This is a genomic window from Streptomyces sp. NPDC008150, from assembly GCF_042956945.1.
Classification (GTDB): domain Bacteria; phylum Actinomycetota; class Actinomycetes; order Streptomycetales; family Streptomycetaceae; genus Streptomyces.
This window is the reverse complement of the sequence record NZ_JBIBHJ010000015.1, coordinates 236,036-251,622: the sequence shown is the minus strand read 5'-3', so window position 1 is coordinate 251,622 and position 15,587 is coordinate 236,036. Positions and strand designations below refer to the sequence as shown.

17 protein-coding genes are annotated in these 15,587 nt (G+C 74.0%); 13 read left to right on the top strand and 4 right to left on the bottom strand.

Features of this window, described 5'->3' with window-relative positions:
* Positions 1–40 precede the first annotated feature (40 nt).
* From ACFZA0_RS31260 to ACFZA0_RS31215, 10 genes are all read left to right on the top strand, one after another.
* Positions 41–991 carry an LLM class flavin-dependent oxidoreductase gene (locus tag ACFZA0_RS31260; protein WP_391023167.1) on the top strand — a complete coding sequence of 317 codons (951 nt, stop codon included), beginning with the start codon at positions 41–43 and terminating at the stop codon, positions 989–991.
* A gap of 361 nt (positions 992–1,352) precedes the next feature.
* Positions 1,353–2,438, top strand: a complete 1,086-nt coding sequence (locus tag ACFZA0_RS31255; RefSeq protein ID WP_391023222.1) for a cytochrome P450 — start codon at positions 1,353–1,355, stop codon at positions 2,436–2,438.
* 44 nt (positions 2,439–2,482) lie between these two features.
* Entirely contained in the window at positions 2,483–2,749 is a 267-nt protein-coding gene (locus ACFZA0_RS31250) for a 4Fe-4S domain-containing protein (RefSeq protein WP_391023165.1), read from the top strand.
* An 8-nt stretch (positions 2,750–2,757) separates the two neighbouring features.
* Positions 2,758–3,513 (top strand): methyltransferase domain-containing protein, encoded by a 756-nt coding sequence (locus tag ACFZA0_RS31245; protein WP_391023163.1) that lies wholly within the window; start codon positions 2,758–2,760, stop codon positions 3,511–3,513.
* A gap of 99 nt (positions 3,514–3,612) precedes the next feature.
* Positions 3,613–4,938, top strand: coding sequence for an MFS transporter (locus ACFZA0_RS31240; protein WP_391023161.1), 1,326 nt, complete (start codon positions 3,613–3,615; stop codon positions 4,936–4,938).
* A gap of 43 nt (positions 4,939–4,981) precedes the next feature.
* Positions 4,982–5,626 carry a DsbA family protein gene (locus ACFZA0_RS31235; RefSeq protein ID WP_391023160.1) on the top strand — a complete coding sequence of 215 codons (645 nt, stop codon included), beginning with the start codon at positions 4,982–4,984 and terminating at the stop codon, positions 5,624–5,626.
* Between the two features lie 180 nt (positions 5,627–5,806).
* Positions 5,807–6,388, top strand: a complete 582-nt coding sequence (locus tag ACFZA0_RS31230; protein WP_391023158.1) for an NAD(P)H-dependent oxidoreductase — start codon at positions 5,807–5,809, stop codon at positions 6,386–6,388.
* An 80-nt stretch (positions 6,389–6,468) separates the two neighbouring features.
* The gene (locus tag ACFZA0_RS31225; RefSeq protein WP_391023157.1) at positions 6,469–7,419 is read left to right on the top strand and encodes a hypothetical protein; all 951 of its coding nucleotides are present in this window, start codon (positions 6,469–6,471) and stop codon (positions 7,417–7,419) included.
* 120 nt (positions 7,420–7,539) lie between these two features.
* The gene (locus ACFZA0_RS31220; RefSeq protein ID WP_391023155.1) at positions 7,540–8,445 is read left to right on the top strand and encodes an alpha/beta fold hydrolase; all 906 of its coding nucleotides are present in this window, start codon (positions 7,540–7,542) and stop codon (positions 8,443–8,445) included.
* A gap of 150 nt (positions 8,446–8,595) precedes the next feature.
* Positions 8,596–8,811, top strand: coding sequence for a hypothetical protein (locus ACFZA0_RS31215; protein ID WP_391023154.1), 216 nt, complete (start codon positions 8,596–8,598; stop codon positions 8,809–8,811).
* 53 nt (positions 8,812–8,864) lie between these two features.
* Here the strand turns inward: ACFZA0_RS31215 and ACFZA0_RS31210 are convergent, their stop codons facing one another.
* Positions 8,865–9,542 carry a pyridoxamine 5'-phosphate oxidase family protein gene (locus tag ACFZA0_RS31210; RefSeq protein WP_391023152.1) on the bottom strand — a complete coding sequence of 226 codons (678 nt, stop codon included), beginning with the start codon at positions 9,540–9,542 and terminating at the stop codon, positions 8,865–8,867.
* 335 nt (positions 9,543–9,877) lie between these two features.
* Between ACFZA0_RS31210 and ACFZA0_RS31205 the strand changes: the two genes are divergently transcribed.
* Entirely contained in the window at positions 9,878–10,669 is a 792-nt protein-coding gene (locus ACFZA0_RS31205) for a hypothetical protein (protein WP_391023150.1), read from the top strand.
* A 124-nt stretch (positions 10,670–10,793) separates the two neighbouring features.
* Here ACFZA0_RS31205 and ACFZA0_RS31200 read toward each other — a convergent pair whose 3' ends face one another.
* Together ACFZA0_RS31200 and ACFZA0_RS31195 are read right to left on the bottom strand one after the other, a co-directional pair.
* Complete coding sequence (locus tag ACFZA0_RS31200) at positions 10,794–11,456, bottom strand: 3-oxoacid CoA-transferase subunit B (RefSeq protein WP_391023148.1); 663 nt, start codon at positions 11,454–11,456, stop codon at positions 10,794–10,796.
* A complete protein-coding gene (locus tag ACFZA0_RS31195; RefSeq protein ID WP_391023146.1) occupies positions 11,453–12,229 on the bottom strand; it encodes a 3-oxoacid CoA-transferase subunit A in 777 nt (258 codons plus the stop codon). Before ACFZA0_RS31195 ends, ACFZA0_RS31200 begins: the two co-directional genes overlap by 4 nt.
* A gap of 163 nt (positions 12,230–12,392) precedes the next feature.
* On the opposite strand from ACFZA0_RS31195, the gene ACFZA0_RS31190 reads away from it, so the two are divergent.
* Together ACFZA0_RS31190 and ACFZA0_RS31185 are read left to right on the top strand one after the other, a co-directional pair.
* The gene (locus ACFZA0_RS31190) at positions 12,393–13,172 is read left to right on the top strand and encodes an IclR family transcriptional regulator C-terminal domain-containing protein (RefSeq protein WP_391023144.1); all 780 of its coding nucleotides are present in this window, start codon (positions 12,393–12,395) and stop codon (positions 13,170–13,172) included.
* A 195-nt stretch (positions 13,173–13,367) separates the two neighbouring features.
* Positions 13,368–14,804, top strand: a complete 1,437-nt coding sequence (locus tag ACFZA0_RS31185; RefSeq protein WP_391023142.1) for a carboxyl transferase domain-containing protein — start codon at positions 13,368–13,370, stop codon at positions 14,802–14,804.
* Here ACFZA0_RS31185 and ACFZA0_RS31180 read toward each other — a convergent pair.
* Positions 14,797–15,555: a TSUP family transporter gene (locus ACFZA0_RS31180; RefSeq protein ID WP_391023140.1), complete on the bottom strand. Its 759-nt coding sequence runs from the start codon at positions 15,553–15,555 to the stop codon at positions 14,797–14,799. The genes ACFZA0_RS31185 and ACFZA0_RS31180 overlap by 8 nt on opposite strands.
* Between the last annotated feature and the right edge of the window lie 32 nt (positions 15,556–15,587).

The following is a 15,587-nucleotide window of genomic DNA, read 5'->3' as shown; positions in this document are numbered from 1 at the left end:
CCGCCGGTGAACCGCCCGTCCACGCAGAGAGGAAGACGCCATGAGTTCCCTCCGCATGCCCGCCGTCGGTGTCGCACTGCCCATGCTCGACGAGATCGACCGCCACGGAGTGCCCGACATCGCCGCGGCGGCACGCCACGCCGAGCAGCTCGGCTTCGACTCGGTCCGGGTCGCCGACCTGGTCCTGGGCGACGGCAGTCCCGCGCTGGACACCACGGTGACGGCCGCCGTGGCCGCCGCCGCCACCAGCACGGTGCGCGTCCTGTTCGGCGTACGGGTGGCCCTCTCGCAGCCCGCGGTCCAGTTGGCGTCCCAGATCGCCACGCTCCAGCACCTCTCGGCGAACCGGGTGGTCCTCGGGCTCGGCGCGGGCGGGATGCCCCGGGCGCCCTACTGGAAGGCCCTCGGGGAGAGCGGCGAACACCGGGGCGGCCGCCTGGAGTCGGTGCTGCGCGTCCTGCCGGGGCTGGTGGCGGGGGAGTCGACCCCGTGCGCGGACGTACCGGACTCCCCGCGGGTGCGGCTGGCTCCCGGCGCCGAGGTCCCCCCGATCCTCGTCGGCGGCGGTTCCGCGGCGGCCGTGCGGCGCGCCGCGACACTCGCCGACGGCTGGCTGCCGTCCACGCTCACCGCGGAGGAACTCGCCGACGGCGTGCGTTCGCTGCGACGGCAGGCGGCCGGGGCGGGACGTCCCGACCCCTCGGTCGTGGTCGCGGGCGGCTGCGTACCGGGGGACGACGCCGCGGCACGGGGCACCCGGGAGGCCTTCGTCCGACGGCTCGCCGAGGGCTACGGCCGCCCGCCGGAAGTGGCGGCCCGGATCCCGCTCTCCGGAACCGCCCGGCAGATCGCCGAGGGCCTGGCGGACTACGCGCGGGCCGGTGCCGACGAGATCTCGGTGGCGGTCGTCACCGACGGCGACTGGTTCGCCGCCGCCGAGGCCGTGGCCGAGGCCCGCTCCCTCCTCGCCGGCGCCCTGCTGCCGACCTGACGAACCTCTGACACAGCCGTGTGCGTTGTCTGAGAATCCTTGCCGAACATTGCGAGAGCCCCGGCCGGATTTCGTTGACGCCACCCGCGACCCGTCGGGAAAATATCAGGAAAAGGGTCGGGAGGGTGGCGGACGAATTCGGGGGCGTCGTGCCAACTTCCCTGCTGTGCCTACCGATTCGGCTGGTCCGAACGATGCGAACAAGTGCCTTGAAGGAGGCGGAGGAATGGGTGTGACGGTATCCGGCGTCGCGGCAGAGTTATTCACCCCAGAATATTTCCAGAACCCCTACCCGACCTTTGAGTGGCTGCGGGACAATTCCCCGGTCCACCCTTTCGAGTTTCCCGTCGGCGACGTGCCCATGTGGATCGTCACGCGGTACGACGACATCCGCGCCCTGCTGGCCGACCCGCGCTTCAGCTCGGAGGGCGGCACCTGGGGGAGCGAGGAGTTCCGGGCGGCCGGGCTCGTCAGCGGCGCCGGCAGCCTGCTGGAGAAGTCGGTCACCGTCGTGGACCCGCCCGCCCACACGCGGCTGCGGCGTCTCGCGATGTCCGCGTTCACCCCGCGCCGCATCGCGCAGTGGCGCGGAACCGTCACCGACCTCGTGGAAAGCACCCTCGACGAGTGCGCCCGGCGGACCCGCATCGACGTCATGGCCGACTACGCCGGAGTGGTGTCGTCCACCGTCATGGGACAGATCCTCGGCCTGCGCATCGACCGCCACGACGAACTGGTGGAAGCGCTCGCCCAGGCGTTCCCCTCGGACCCCGAACGCATGGGCGACGTCGCCACCGGCTTCACCCGGATCTGCGACTACGCGGCCGAACTGGTCCACGACAAGCGGCGGCGGCCGGCCGACGACCTGGTGTCGGCCCTCGTCCAGGCCCGTGAGGACGGCGACCGGCTCGACGAGGACGAACTCGTCGCCATGGTCGCCGCGATGATCCTGGCCGGCAGCGACACCATCCGGGCGTTCGTCGGCAACGCCACCCTGGCGCTGCTCGACCACCCGGACCAACGCGCGCTGCTCGTCGCACGGCCCGAGACCGCACCGGCCGCCGTCGAGGAACTCCTGCGCTACGAAGGCGCGTTGAGCACCGCGCTGTTCCGGGTCACCACCGAGGAGCTGGAGTTCGCCGGTACCCGGCTGCCGGCCGGAGCCCCGGTCATCGCGGCACTGCTGTCCGGGAACCGGGACCCCCGGCGGTTCACCGACCCGGACCGTCTCGACCTCACCCGCACCGATGGCCGGCACCTGGGCCTGGGTCACGGCCTGCACAACTGCCTGGGCGGCGCCCTCGCCCGGCTGGAGAGCGAGATCGCCGTCCCCGCCCTCTTCCGGCGTTTCCCCCGGCTCTCCCTCGGCCTGCCCCGCGAGGAGGTCGGCTACATCGACAACTGGGCCATGCGCCGGATCGTCTCCCTGCCCGTCGACCTCGCCTGACGAAACGGCCGGCCCGCCCGCCGCAGCACACGAGGAGGAGGCCCGTGAAAGCCACCATCAGCATCGACCCCGGCGTCTGCCGGTCCATGGGGCTGTGCCAGGCCATGGACGCGGACCTGTTCGAGGTCTCCGGCAACAGCCGCGCCGTGGTCCGCCGGTCCGTACTGACCGACCCCGACCGCATCGATCTCGCCGAGGCCATCGCCGAGTGCTGCCCCACGGGAGCGATCACGGTGGACACCCGGGACGCCGCCACCCCCGCGGACGGCACCGGGCCCGGCCAGGTCACCCACCCCCCGACGAGTCTGTGAGGTACACCGTGGAGGACACCCACGACAGCGAGTACCTGCTGTCGAAGATGTGGCAGCGCAACTACGACCCCAGGACCATGAGCATCATCGAGGGCCTCGCCCCCGCGCCGACGTGGAAGTGCCTCGACATGGGCGCGGGCATGGGGTCCATGTCCTCCTGGCTGGCCGAACGCGTACCCGAGGGCTCGGTGCTCGCCGTCGACACCAACACCCGGTACCTGGAACCGCTCCGGGACCACAACCTGACGGTCCGTCAGGCCGACCTCCTCGCCCCGGAGTTCGAGCCCGGCACCTTCGACCTGGTGCTCGCCCGCGCCGTCCTGTCGTCCGTGCGCAGCCCGAGCGACCTGCTGGACCGCGCCGTCGAATGGGTGGCGCCCGGCGGCTGGCTGGTCGTCGAGGACTTCTACTTCATGCCGCCGGACGACGCGCCCACCCCCCTCGGCCGCGCCGTCGTGGAGGGCTACACGAAGGCCTTCGCGCTCGGCGGTTCCGACGTCCGCTTCGCCCGGCGACTGCCCGCGCGCCTGGCCATCGCGGGACTGGAGGCGGTCGACTTCCACGTACGGGCCCTGGGGCCGGGCACCGGACCGCAGGAGAACGAACTCATGCGCGCCCGCATGGAGTTGCAGGGGCGGCAACTGGTCGACGCGGGGCTGGTCAGGGCCGAGGACGTGGACGCGTTCGTCGACTCCCTCGACCGGCCCGAGTCCCGCGACGTCACCACGCTGCTGTTCTCCGCGTGGGGCCGCAAACCGCACTGACCCGGCCGGGGCGAGCACCCGCCGGACAGCACCGCCCCGCAGGCGGGAACCGCGGGGGCGGCGACCGCACGACAGCGACAGCGGAAAGAGAGACCGACTGTGGACACCCGAGTGAAGCCGGACCGCGGCGCACCGTCGCGAGGCAGCGGACCGGGCACCGTTCTGGTCCTGGCCGGCACGCTCACCATCATGGCGGGCGCGACGGTCGCGCCGGTGATACCCGACATCCGCACCGCCTTCAAGGACACCGCCGACGTCGACCTGCTCGCCCGCATGATCACCACGACGCACGCGCTGGCGATCGTGCTCTTCGCGCCGCTGGCCGGCGCGCTGTCCGAACGGATCGGCCGCAAACGCACCCTGCTGCTCGGGATGGCGGCCTTCGCGCTCGGCGGCAGTTCGGGCGCCTATCTGCCCGACCTGGTCAGCATCCTCGCCGGACGCGTCGTGCTGGGCATCGGCGTCTCCCTGGTCATGAGCAGCAGCATCGCCATGATCGGCGATCTGTACGAGGGCACCGAGCGGCAGCGGCTGATGGGCCGCCAGGCCGCGGCCGGTGCCTTCGGGGGCGTGGTGCTCCTGCTCGGCGGCGGCGCGCTGGCCGGCCTCGGCTGGCGGTCGGTCTTCCTCGTCTACCTGCTGGCCGCGGTCCTCGCGGTGCCCGCCTGGCGCTTCCTGCCCTCTCGCCGGCCCGACGCCGGTCCCGGCACCGCCGACGGCGCGGACGGGGACACCGGCGCGGAGCGGTCCGGCGCCGGACGGAGGGCGGGCCGCCACCGGCTGCCCGGAGCCGTCGTCGCGGCCCTCGCCGCGATGACGCTGGGGCAGGTCGCCTTCTACTCGGTACCCGTGCAGATCCCTTTCCTCGTCGAGGACCACTTCCACGACAGCTCCGTGATGTCCGGAGCCGTCATCGCCACCCAGACCTTCACCACCGGGGTCGTCGCCCTGCGGTTCGCCTTCTTCCGGCGGCTGGCCGGCGAGTACAGCCTGGTCGCGGCGGCGTTCACCGCGATCGCGGCGGGGTATGTCGTGCTCTTCGCGGCGCCGCACGTCGCCGTCCTCTTCGTCGGCATGGTGGTCATGGGGTTCGGCCTGGGCGTCCTGATGCCGACCCTCAACAACTGGGTGATCAGCAAGGCGCCCGAGGACGTCCGCGGACGGTACTCGGGATACCTCACCACGGCGCTGTTCCTCGGCCAGTTCCTCGCCCCCGTCCTGGTGCAGCCCGTCGCCCAGGGCCTCGGCATCCAGCCCGCGTTCGCCGTCATAGCCGTGGGGTGCGCCGGCATAGCCCTCGCCTACGCCGCCGGCTCGGTACGCGGCCGGCGCCGCGGGCCCTCCGCCGACGACACCCCGGCAACCGCCGCCGCACAGCCCGTCCGGGACACCCCGCGGCAGCAGCGCGACCCCCGGCCCTCCTGACCCGCGGGCCCGCCCGCACCACCGCCGCAGCAAGGAGCGCGACGTGACACCCGCACCGACGACCGTACGGACCGACTTCTTTCTGGACCTCACCTGCGTCCACTCCTACATCGGCTTCACCCGCTTCGAACGCGCCGCCCGCGCCGTCCGGTCCACGGGCGTCCCGGTGGACGTCGTCTTCCACCCCCACCAGGTGGCCCCCGACGCGACCGAGCGGGGCGAGCCGCTCAGTGACCGGCACGCCCGGGACTTCGGCGACAAGGCCGCCGCGATGACCCGGCGGATGGCGCTCGTGGCCGCCGACGACGGCCTGGAGCTGCACTTCGAGCGCGCCGTGTTCGTCAACACCCTGCGCGCCCACGCCCTGGTGGCGCAGGCCGCCGGCCAGGACCGCGCCGAGGCGACGGTGGAGCGGCTGTTCCGCGCCTACTTCACCGACGGCCTGAACATCGCCGACCCGGCGGTGCTGCGCGACCTGGCCGCCGAGAGCGGTGTGGACCCGGACCGGTCGCCCGTCGCGCCCGACGACGTCCGCGCCGCGCTGGCCGCCGGCGCCGAGCACGGGGTCACCGCGGTGCCCCGGGTCGAGGTGGGCGGCCAGGAGCCCCTTGTCGGGGCGCACGACGAGCGGGAGTACGGCGAGGCCCTGTCCGCCGCGGCCGAGGCGGCACGGACGGCTGTCCCGTGACCCGCCCGCCGAACACCCGCCCCTGAGGCGGGCACCCCGCCCGAGGCCCCCGAGCCCCAGAGCCCCGAAGCCCCGTAGCCCGAAGTCATCGACGCACCGACCGACCACCACCGGGGCGGCAGGCCGACCACCGGCCGCCCGCCCGACCACCACCGGCCAAGATCAGAGGAGACCCCACCCATGTCCCCCGCACTGCGTGTCGCCGTCATCTCCGCCAGCGTCCGGGAGGGACGCTTCGGGCCCACGGTCACCGACTGGCTCGCCAAGCAGATCGACAAGCGCGACGAGCTGATGCTCGACGTCATCGACCTCGCCGACCATCCGCTGCCCAACGTGCTGAGCAACGAACCGCCCGCCGAGGTCGCCGACGTGCTCACCCCGCTGCGCGCCCGGCTGGAGTCGGCGGACGCCTTCGTCATCAACACCCCCGAGTACAACCACAGTTTCCCGGCGTCGCTGAAGTCGCTGATCGACTGGCACTACACGCAGTGGCGTGCCAAGCCGGTCGCCTTCGTCTCGTACGGCGGTCTCGCGGGCGGTCTGCGCGCCGTGGAGCAACTGCGCCCCGTCCTCAACGAGTTGCACGCCGTGACGCTGCGGGACACGGTCAGTTTCCACATGGCGTGGGACCTGTTCGGCACGGACGGGGTGCTGGAGTCCCCGGAGGCCGCCGACCTCGCCGCCACCGCGATGATCGACCAACTCATCTGGTGGGGAACGGCGTTGCGCGAGGCCCGCGACAAGCGGCCCTACCCCGCCTGACGGTTGCCGCCGGACCCCGGCCCGGCGCGCGGAACCCCGCCCCCGCCCCCTTTCCCGCCCCTCCTCGCCGAAGGACGTCCATGTCCCCATGCAAGCGTGGCCTCGCCACTGTCGTCGGGCTGGTGCTCGCCGGGGCCGGCCTGGCCCAACCGGCCGTCTCCGCGGCCGAGTCACCGGCGGTCCCACCCGCTGTCGCGACGTCCGCGCGGACCGCGGCGGACTCCGGCAAGAGCGTTCTGGAGATCCGGTCCAGCACGGCCGGTCTGACCGCTCCCACCACCGCGGCCCCCGGGCCCACCACGTTCCACGTCACGAGTTCGGACCCGGCCTCCGGCTGGGTATCCCTGGTCCGCCCTCGCTCCGGAGTCACGTTCGAGCAGTTCCGGGCGGTGATGCTGAAGATCATCAACCATGTGTCGGGCGACGTGGTCGAGGGCAGCGCCGAACTGGAGGGGACCGCCGAACTCCTGGGCGGCACCACCATGCACCCGGACCTGCCGGCCACCTTCACTCAGGACCTGAGCCCCGGGACGTACTGGTTCTTCGACTACCAGAACATCCGTGAGACCGACGCCCGGCACAGCACCCTGACCGTGTCCGGACCGGCGGCGGGGCGCCGTCCCGTCCCCACCGCGACGTTCACCGCCCGACTCGTCGACGGGCAGCCCCGCTGGCGGCAGGAGGGAACCGTGCGCGCGGGCCGCCCGCTGCGCTTCACCAACGCGATGCCCGCCCACCAGAACGTCGAGGCGATCTTCTTCCCGCTCGCCGCCGGTGCCACCGAGGACGACGTACGCGCCTACGTCGACCGCTTCGGCCCCAGCGGGGAGTTCCCGACCGAGCCGCTGCCCACGGACCCCGTCGACCTGAACGAGGGCACCGGCGGACTCCCCATGGTCAGCGGGCGCAGCTCAGAACTCACCCTCCGGCTGCACCCGGGCCGCTACCTCCTCGTCGACTTCTTCAACGACGCGCAGGACGGGTCGAGTTACCTCAAGCGCGGACACTGGAAGATCCTCGACGTCGTGTGAGAAGGCTTCCGCCGGACGGCGGCCCCGGGGTGCCCCCCGGCCCGCGGCCGCCGTCCGGCGGGACACGGCCCGCCCGCCGCGGGTCCCGCCCGTCGCAGCGCGCAGTGAACGGAGAAGCGCATGGCAGCCCCCGAGCACGTGCCGTCCCCCGGCGTACGCCGCACCACCCTCGACGCCGGCTCCACGCGGCTGTCCGCGCTGATCTGCGTGCCGGCCGACACGGCGCCCAGGGCCACCGTCGTCGCCCTGCACGGGGGAGGCACCGGCGCCGCCTACTTCGACGGCCGCGCCCACCCCGCCCTGTCGCTGCTCACGCTCGGCGCCCGGCTCGGCTACGCGGTCGTGGCACTCGACCGCCCGGGGTACGGCTCCTCCGCCGCCGCCCTGCCCGAGGGGCAGTGCCTGGCCGAGCAGGTCACGACGGTGACCACCGCGCTGGAGGACCTTGCCGCCCGGCACGACGTGGGCGCCGGGCTGTTCCTGCTGGCCCACTCCTACGGGGGTTCCCTCGCCCTGACCGCGGCGGCCGGGCCCGCCGGGCCGGGGTACCTCGGGGTCGACGTGTCCGGCTGCGGCCACCGTTTCGCCCCCGGTACGGGCCGTGACGGGGGCGGCGACGGGCGCGGCGGCGGGAGGGCCGCCCACTGGAAGAAGTACTGGGGCCCGCTGCGCCTGTACCCGGACGGGACGTTCTCGTCGGGCGGGCTGATGCAGCCGATGCCGCCGCGCGAGAGCGACGACACCCCGCACTGGCCCGACCGCTTCCCGCACGTCGCCGCCCGCGTCAGGACGCCCGTCCGGCTCACCTTCGCCGAGCACGAGCAGTGGTGGTGCCACGACGACGACTCCCTCGGCGAGATCGCCGCCCTGTTCGTGAACGCGCCCCGCGTCGTGGTGGAACGCCACTTGAGGGCCGGACACAACATCAGCCTCGGGGCGACGGCCCGCGCGTACCACCTCAAGGCACTGGCCTTCCTGGAGGAGTGCCTCGCGGCGGCCCCGGTCCCGGCCGCCGCGGAGCGCTAGGAGGAACCTCGCGGGCGTGCGGACCAGGTGCGGGTGGACTCCGGCCCGGTGCTCAAGTGGCCGTCCCACCAAGGGCGTTCGTCTGTACGATCACGACGCGGACGCCTTCCGGAGTCCGCCCCGTCCTTCCCGAGGGATCACCCGGCAGTCATGAACGAGCAGACACCCGAGTCCTGGGGGACGAGGCTTTTCCGACGGTTCATGGGGGCCGTCGTGGTCGTCACGGGCATCGTCCGCGTGGCGACGCGGCGGGACGTGAGCGTGCTTACCGTCACGCTCGTGGGTCTCGGCTGCGTCGCCGTCGCGGTGGCGGTGTGGCAGGAGGCGCGGAGCTTCGTCCGGGCACGGCGTCGGTCCGTCCGGTAGGCGTCCGCCGAGGAGTCGCGCGGTCCGCGCGGGCGCCGCGGCGCGCGGCCGGTTCACACCTCGATGCGGCGTCCCGTGACCTCGTACGGCTCGATGCGTACCCAGGTGTCCCGGCCCCCGCCGGCCCAGGGCAGGCTGTACGCCCGTGCCGCGAGGAGGTTCGCCTCGACGGGGTCCGACACCCGGCGGCCGTGGCCGCGGGCCAGTACGCTCCAGCCCTCCGCGAACGCGTCGTCGATGCGGTCGACCTCGAAGGCGACCGGCGCGCCCGCCGCGAGCGCCGGCGTCGCGTCGCGGGCCGTCCGGAAGACGATGGTGCCGTCGATGACGCTGTAGTTGACGGGGACGATCACCGGCCCGTGCTCGGTGGTGATCGCGAGCCGTCCGACGCCGTGCGAGGAGAGCAGGTCGCCGCACTCCGTCCTGCTCAACTCCGTGAAGCGCGGCGCGTGTCCGGCCTTCCCGGGGCCCGGCGGCAGATCGGCGTCGGCCCCGGTGAGCCCGGCCACCGTGGTCCGCAGCACGGTCGCCAGCGCGTGCAGGGTGCTCTGCCCCGGCGTGACGCCGGGGTGCTGTTCCAGGTGTGCCAGGTAGCTCGTGGCCATGCCGGCCCGGCCCGCCGTCTCCTCCCGCGTCAGCCCGAGTTGGACCCGGCGCGCGGTGAGGCGCCGGCCCAGGTCGCCGCCGGGGGCGGCGGGGGGCGGGTTCAGGCGGGTGCGGTCGGTCGTCATGGCCGGTCACGTCCTCTCGTCGGCCGCCGGGGCGGCGACCTCGTCGCGCGGGCACTCTCGGGCGGCGGCACCCCGGCGCCACCGGTTCGGGGCGCGCCGTCGCAGGACCGCCGCGGTTGTCTCGACTCCAGCCTGTCCGAACGGCGTTCGCCCCGCTCGGGCCGACCGGCCCTGCCTCTCCCGCCGGAGGTCCCGATCCGCCCGGTCGCCCCGGCACGGTCCGGGGAGCCGGGGGCGGCGGAGCGGGAGCGCGCGTACGGTCGCGCCGGGCTTGACGTGTACGCGGCCTTCTATAGTGACCCGGGTCGATCGGCTTCACGGGGGGTCCGGAACGCATGCACTCCAGGAGATCACCGGCCGGCTTCGTCCTGGGCGCCGTGGCCGTACTGCTCCTCGGCGCCTGCGGGACACAGCGGGCCGGCGCCGGTGCGCCGACGGCGGAAGTGCCGCACTGGCAGACGTTCGCGCCGTTCCGCGTGACCGCCGCCCGGCTCACCGACGGCGGGCGCTCGCTCGGCGTCGACGCGGAGGTGCCCGGCGGGGGGAAGACCTGCGCGCGCGGACTGAGGGCGGTCGTGACCTCGACGTCGGAGCGCACCGTGTGGGTGCAGGTCACCTTCTCCGCCCTGACCGGCGCCCCGCACGCCGACTGCTCGAAGACCGCGACCCGCACGGCGCGGGTGCGGCTGCCGGCCGCGCTCGGCCGGCGCGAACTGTCCGTCGACAACGACACGGTGTTCACCGCGGACGACGCCGACCTGCCCGACCTGCGCCTCTGCGGCGACCTCGGCTGCCACCCCGCGCCCACGGGCTGCACCCCCGCCTCCTACGACCAGGCGGTGGCGGCCCTCGACGTGCCGAACCACACCTCCCGCGGCGCGGAGCACTGCGACGGCAAGTGGCTGGTGTTCGACGTGTCCTCACGGATGGGCCCGGCCTGCGCGGAGGGCGAGGCGCCGGGGTGCGGGGCGAGCCTCGGGGACCGGTGGTTCTTCCGGGCCGGGAAGTCGGGCTGGGTGCCCGTCGCGCGCGGCACCCGGGCGGGCTGCGCCGACGTGCACCGCGTCGAGCCCGCCTTCCCGGCCGCTCTCTGCGCCGGCCTCCCCGCCCTGCGGAGCCCGGACTGAACGGACGGCCCCCGCACGCGACCCCGCGCCCCCGCACGTGCCCCCGCACGCGGCACCACCGGCGGTCCCACCCGCCGGGCCGGCCGGAACCGCCGCGGTGGCCGTCCCGGCGGGCACGTCGTCGTCAACCCGCCGAGGGCGCGCCGGCCGTCGCGGGGGTGTACGCGATCTCGGGTTCCGTCCTGGCCCGCACCTCGTCGACGCTCACACCGGGCGCGAGTTCGACCAGGACGAGTCCGGCCGGCGTCACGTCGACGACGCACAGGTCGGTGATGACGCGCTGCACCACACCCCTGCCGGTGTGGGGCAGCGAGCACTCCTCGACGATCTTGTACGAACCGTCCCTGGCCACGTGCTCCATGAGCACGATGACCTTCTTGGCGCCGTGCACCAGGTCCATCGCCCCGCCCATGCCCTTGACCATCCTGCCGGGGATCATCCAGTTGGCGATGTCTCCGCTCCTGGAGACCTGCATGGCGCCCAGGATCGCCGTGTCGATCTTGCCGCCGCGGATCATCGCGAACGACGTCGCCGAGTCGAAGAACGAGGCGCCCCGCCGGACGCTGACCGTCTCCTTGCCGGCGTTGACCAGGTCGGCGTCCTCCTCCCCGGCGACCGGACAGGCGCCGACACCGAGGATGCCGTTCTCCGACTGGAGCACCAACTCCACGTCGTCCGGCACATGGTTGGGCACCAGCGTCGGCAGTCCGATCCCGAGGTTCACGTAGGAGCCGTCGGCCAGTTCCGCCGCGGCCCGCGCCGCCATCTCCTCGCGCGTCCAGCTCATGCCGCCACCTCCCGCACGGTGCGCCTCTCGATCCGCTTGTCCGCCGCCTGCGCGGGGGTCAGCGCGACCACCCGCTGGACGAACACCCCCGGTGTGTGGATCTCGTCGGGGTCCAGCTCGCCGGGTTCGGCCAGCTCCTCGACCTCCGCGACGGTGACGCGGCCGCACATCGCGACGAGGGGGTTGAAGTTGCGGGCGGACTTCCGGAAGACGAGATTGCCGTGCCGGTCGCCCCGCCAGGCGCGCACCAGGCCGAAGTCCGCGACGATCGCACGCTCCAGCACGAAGTCCCGGGGTCCGGCGGGGGTGTCGAACACCTGGGTCTGCTTCGGCGGCGACGCGACCAGCACCCCGCCGTCCGGGCCGTACCTCCAGGGCAGGCCCCCCTCGGCGACCTGGGTGCCGACGCCCGTGGCCGTGAAGAACGCGGGGATGCCCGAGCCGCCGGCCCGCATCCGCTCCGCGAGGGTGCCCTGCGGGGTCAGCTCCACCTCCAGCTCGCCGGAGAGGTACTGGCGGGCGAACTCCCTGTTCTCGCCCACGTAGGACGCCACGATCCGGCGCAGCCGTCCCGCCGCCAGCAGCAGCCCGAGCCCCCCGTCGTCGACCCCGGCGTTGTTGGACGCCACCTCCAGATCACCGACGCCGGCCGCCAGCAGCGCCTCGACGAGTACCGACGGGATCCCGCACAGACCGAAACCGCCGACCGCGATCGTGCTTCCCGAGGGGATGTCGAGGACCGCTTCGGCGGCCGATCCGAACACCTTGTCCATGCTCCTGCCCTCCCTCCGCCGACCGGCGTCGGCGGACTCGTCATTGAAGGCAGGCACCCCGGGGCGGTCAATCAGTGGACGCCGCAACACCGCTGAACCGCTCGCGGAACGGTCATCTCCGCACCCTTGCGTCCACTGGGTGGACGCCTCCTACGATGGCCCCGTGGACGCCGCCAACAACGTCGTAGGACGTGTCGGAGCACTGCTGCGCGCCCTCTCCGGCGAGGAGCCCCGGGGAGCGTCGACGACACTGCTCGCCACCCGCACCGGTCTCGCCCGGCCGACCGCGCACCGCATGCTGTCGTCGCTGATGGCCGAGGGCCTGACCGACCGGGACGCCGCCGACGGCAACTGGCACCTGGGCCCCGAGATCTACCTCCTCGGCATGGCCGCCGGCAGCCGCCACGACGAGACGGACGCGGCCCGGCCCACGGTGCGCCGGCTGGCCCGGCACACCGGCGAGAGCGCCTTCTTCTCCGCGCGGCGCGGCGACGAGACCGTCTGCCTGGTGCGCGAGGACGGCAGCTTCCCCATCCGGTCCCACGTCCTGCACGAGGGCATCCGGTTCCCCCTCGGGGTCGCCTCCGCGGGACAGGTGATCCTGGCCTTCCTCGACGCGCGCGAGCGGGACGCGTACGTCGACTCCACCGACCTCGCGCGGACCCACGGACCCGAGCACGCCCGGGACCGCGTCCGCGAACACATCGCCCGGACACGGCGCGACGGCTACGCCGTGAACCCCGGGCTCGTCGTCAACGGGAGCTGGGGGATCGGGGCGGCCGTCTTCGACCCCCGGGGCAACCCCCGGTTCGCCCTCAGCATCACCGGCATCGAGGCCCGCCTCGCCCCGCCGCGCCTGCACCGGCTCGGCACGCTGCTGCTCCAGGAGGCGCACGGGCTCACCACGCGCCTCGCCGAACGGCGGGGCGCCCGCGCCGTGTGACCCACGGCACCGCCGCCGAGTGGGAGGCCGCACGCCCGAACACCCCCGTCGGCGGGCCGCGCTGCATCACCATGGGGGAGAGTGAGTGGCAAGCAGACACGGACCGTTGGACGGAGCACTGGTGGTCGACCTCTTCCTCTCGGCGCGGTCCGTCCGCGACCCGCTCGCCCCCGCCGCACCGGACGGCGGCCGCTAGTGGGACGCAGGAGCGCCGCCGAACTGATCGAACTCGTCCTGGACGACGACTCGTTCGAGTCGTGGGACGAGCCCGTCGACACGGGGGCCCACCCCGAGGAGTACCGCAGCAGGCTCGCCGCCGCGGCCGAGCGGTCGGGCGCCGACGAGTCCGTACTGACCGGACGGGGGCTGGTTCGCGGCCGTCCCGTCGCCGTCGTCGTCAACGAGTTCCAGTTCCTCGGCGGCTCCATCGGCGTCGCGGCCGCGGCACGCATCACCCGGGCCGTGCGCCGCGCGACCGCGGCCGGGCTCCCGCTGCTCGCCTCCACCGCCACGGGCGGTACGCGGATGCAGGAGGGCACACCGGCGTTCGTGAAGATGGTGGACATCTCCCGCGCGCTGATGGACCACCGCGCGGCCGGGCTGCCCTACCTGGTGCACCTGGGAGATCCGACGACCGGCGGTGTGTTCGCGTCGTGGGGCTCGCTCGGCCACGTCACCGTCGGTGAGCCGGGCGCCCGGATCGGCTTCCTGGGACCGAAGGTCTACGAGGCGCTGCACGGCGAGCCGTTCCCGGCGGGTGTCCAGGCGGCCGAGAACCTCGCCGCGCACGGGGTGCTCGACGCGGTGGTCCCCACCGAGGACCTGTCGGCCCTGACGGACCGGGTGCTGCGCGTCCTCGTCGACGGCCCGGACCGTCCGTCCCTGCCGCGCCGCACCGGACGCCCCCTGGCCGAACGCGACGCGTGGGCGTCGGTCACGGCGACGCGGGCACCGGACCGCATCGGCGTGCGCGACCTGCTGCTGCACGGGGGCGACAGCACGGTGCCGCTCGCGGCGAGCGTCGAGGGCGAGCGGGACGACGCGGTACTGGTCGCGCTGACCCGCCTCGACGGGCTGCCCTGCGTCGTGGTGGGTCAGGACAGGTCGCGCGAGGGCGCCCGCAGCCCGCTGGGCCCGGCCGCGCTGCGCAAGGCCCGCCGCGCGATGGCGCTCGCCGGGGAACTGCGGCTGCCGCTGGTCACGGTGATCGACACGGCCGGCGCCGACCTCTCGGTGGAGGCGGAACAGGGCGCGCTGAGCGGGGAGATCGCCCGCTGCGTGGCCGCGCTGGCCACGCTCACGGTTCCGACCGTGTCGGTCCTGCTCGGGCAGGGCACCGGTGGCGGGGCGCTCGCCCTGCTGCCGGCCCGCACGGTCGTCGCGGCGGAGCGGGCGTGGCTGTCCCCGCTGCCGCCCGAGGGCGCGAGCACCATCGTGCACGGGAGCACCGAACACGCCGCCGCCATGGCGAGGCGCCAACACGTGCGTGCCGTCGACCTGTTGGCGGACGGCGTCGTGCACGCCGTGGTGCCCGAGCGGGCCGGCGACACCGTGGCGGACCTCGCGCGGGCGGTCGTCGCGGAGGTCGCCGCCTGCCTGTCGTCCAACACGCCGGAGGACCGGGTCAGTTGACCAGGAGCTGAACGATCGCGGCCAGGCCCACCACGACGATCACCCCCCGCAGCACGGCGGGGGAGAGCCGTCGGCCCAGGCGGGCCCCGGCCTGGCCGCCGAGCACGGAACCGCAGGCGATCAACAGGACCGCCCGCCAGTCGAAATGGGCGACGAACAGGAAGACGACGGCCGCGACGGCGTTGACCAGCAGGGCCAGGACGTTCTTCACGGCGTTGATCCTCTGCAGGTCCTGCCGCAGGAACACGCCGAGCAGCCCGAGCAGCAACACCCCCTGCGCGGCGCCGAAATAGCCTCCGTAGATCCCGGTGGCGAACACACCCGCACCGAGCACCGGGCCCCCGGGCGCGCCTCCCGCGCCGCCGTTCGCGGCCGCCACCCGGCGGGCGACGCGCGGCTGGAGCACCACGAGGACGAGCGCGAGGGCGATGAACACCGGCACGATCGCGGAGAAGACCTTCTGCGGCAGCACGAGCAGCAGCACCGCGCCGACGCTCCCGCCCGCGAGGGCCGCCGCGCCCAGCCGGAGCAACAGCGGCCGCAGGCCCGTCAGTTCACGACGGTAGGCGACGACGGCGCTGACCGAACCGGGCACCAGGCCAAGGGTGTTGGACACGTTCGCGGTGACCGGCGGCACACCCACGGCGAGCAGGACCGGAAAGGTGAGGAGGGTGCCGGAGCCGACGACCGCGTTGATGGTGCCGGCCCCGACTCCCGCGGCGAGGACGGCACATGCTTCCCAGATCGTCATGCGCCCATTCCATCAAGGTGCCGCGGGCCGCC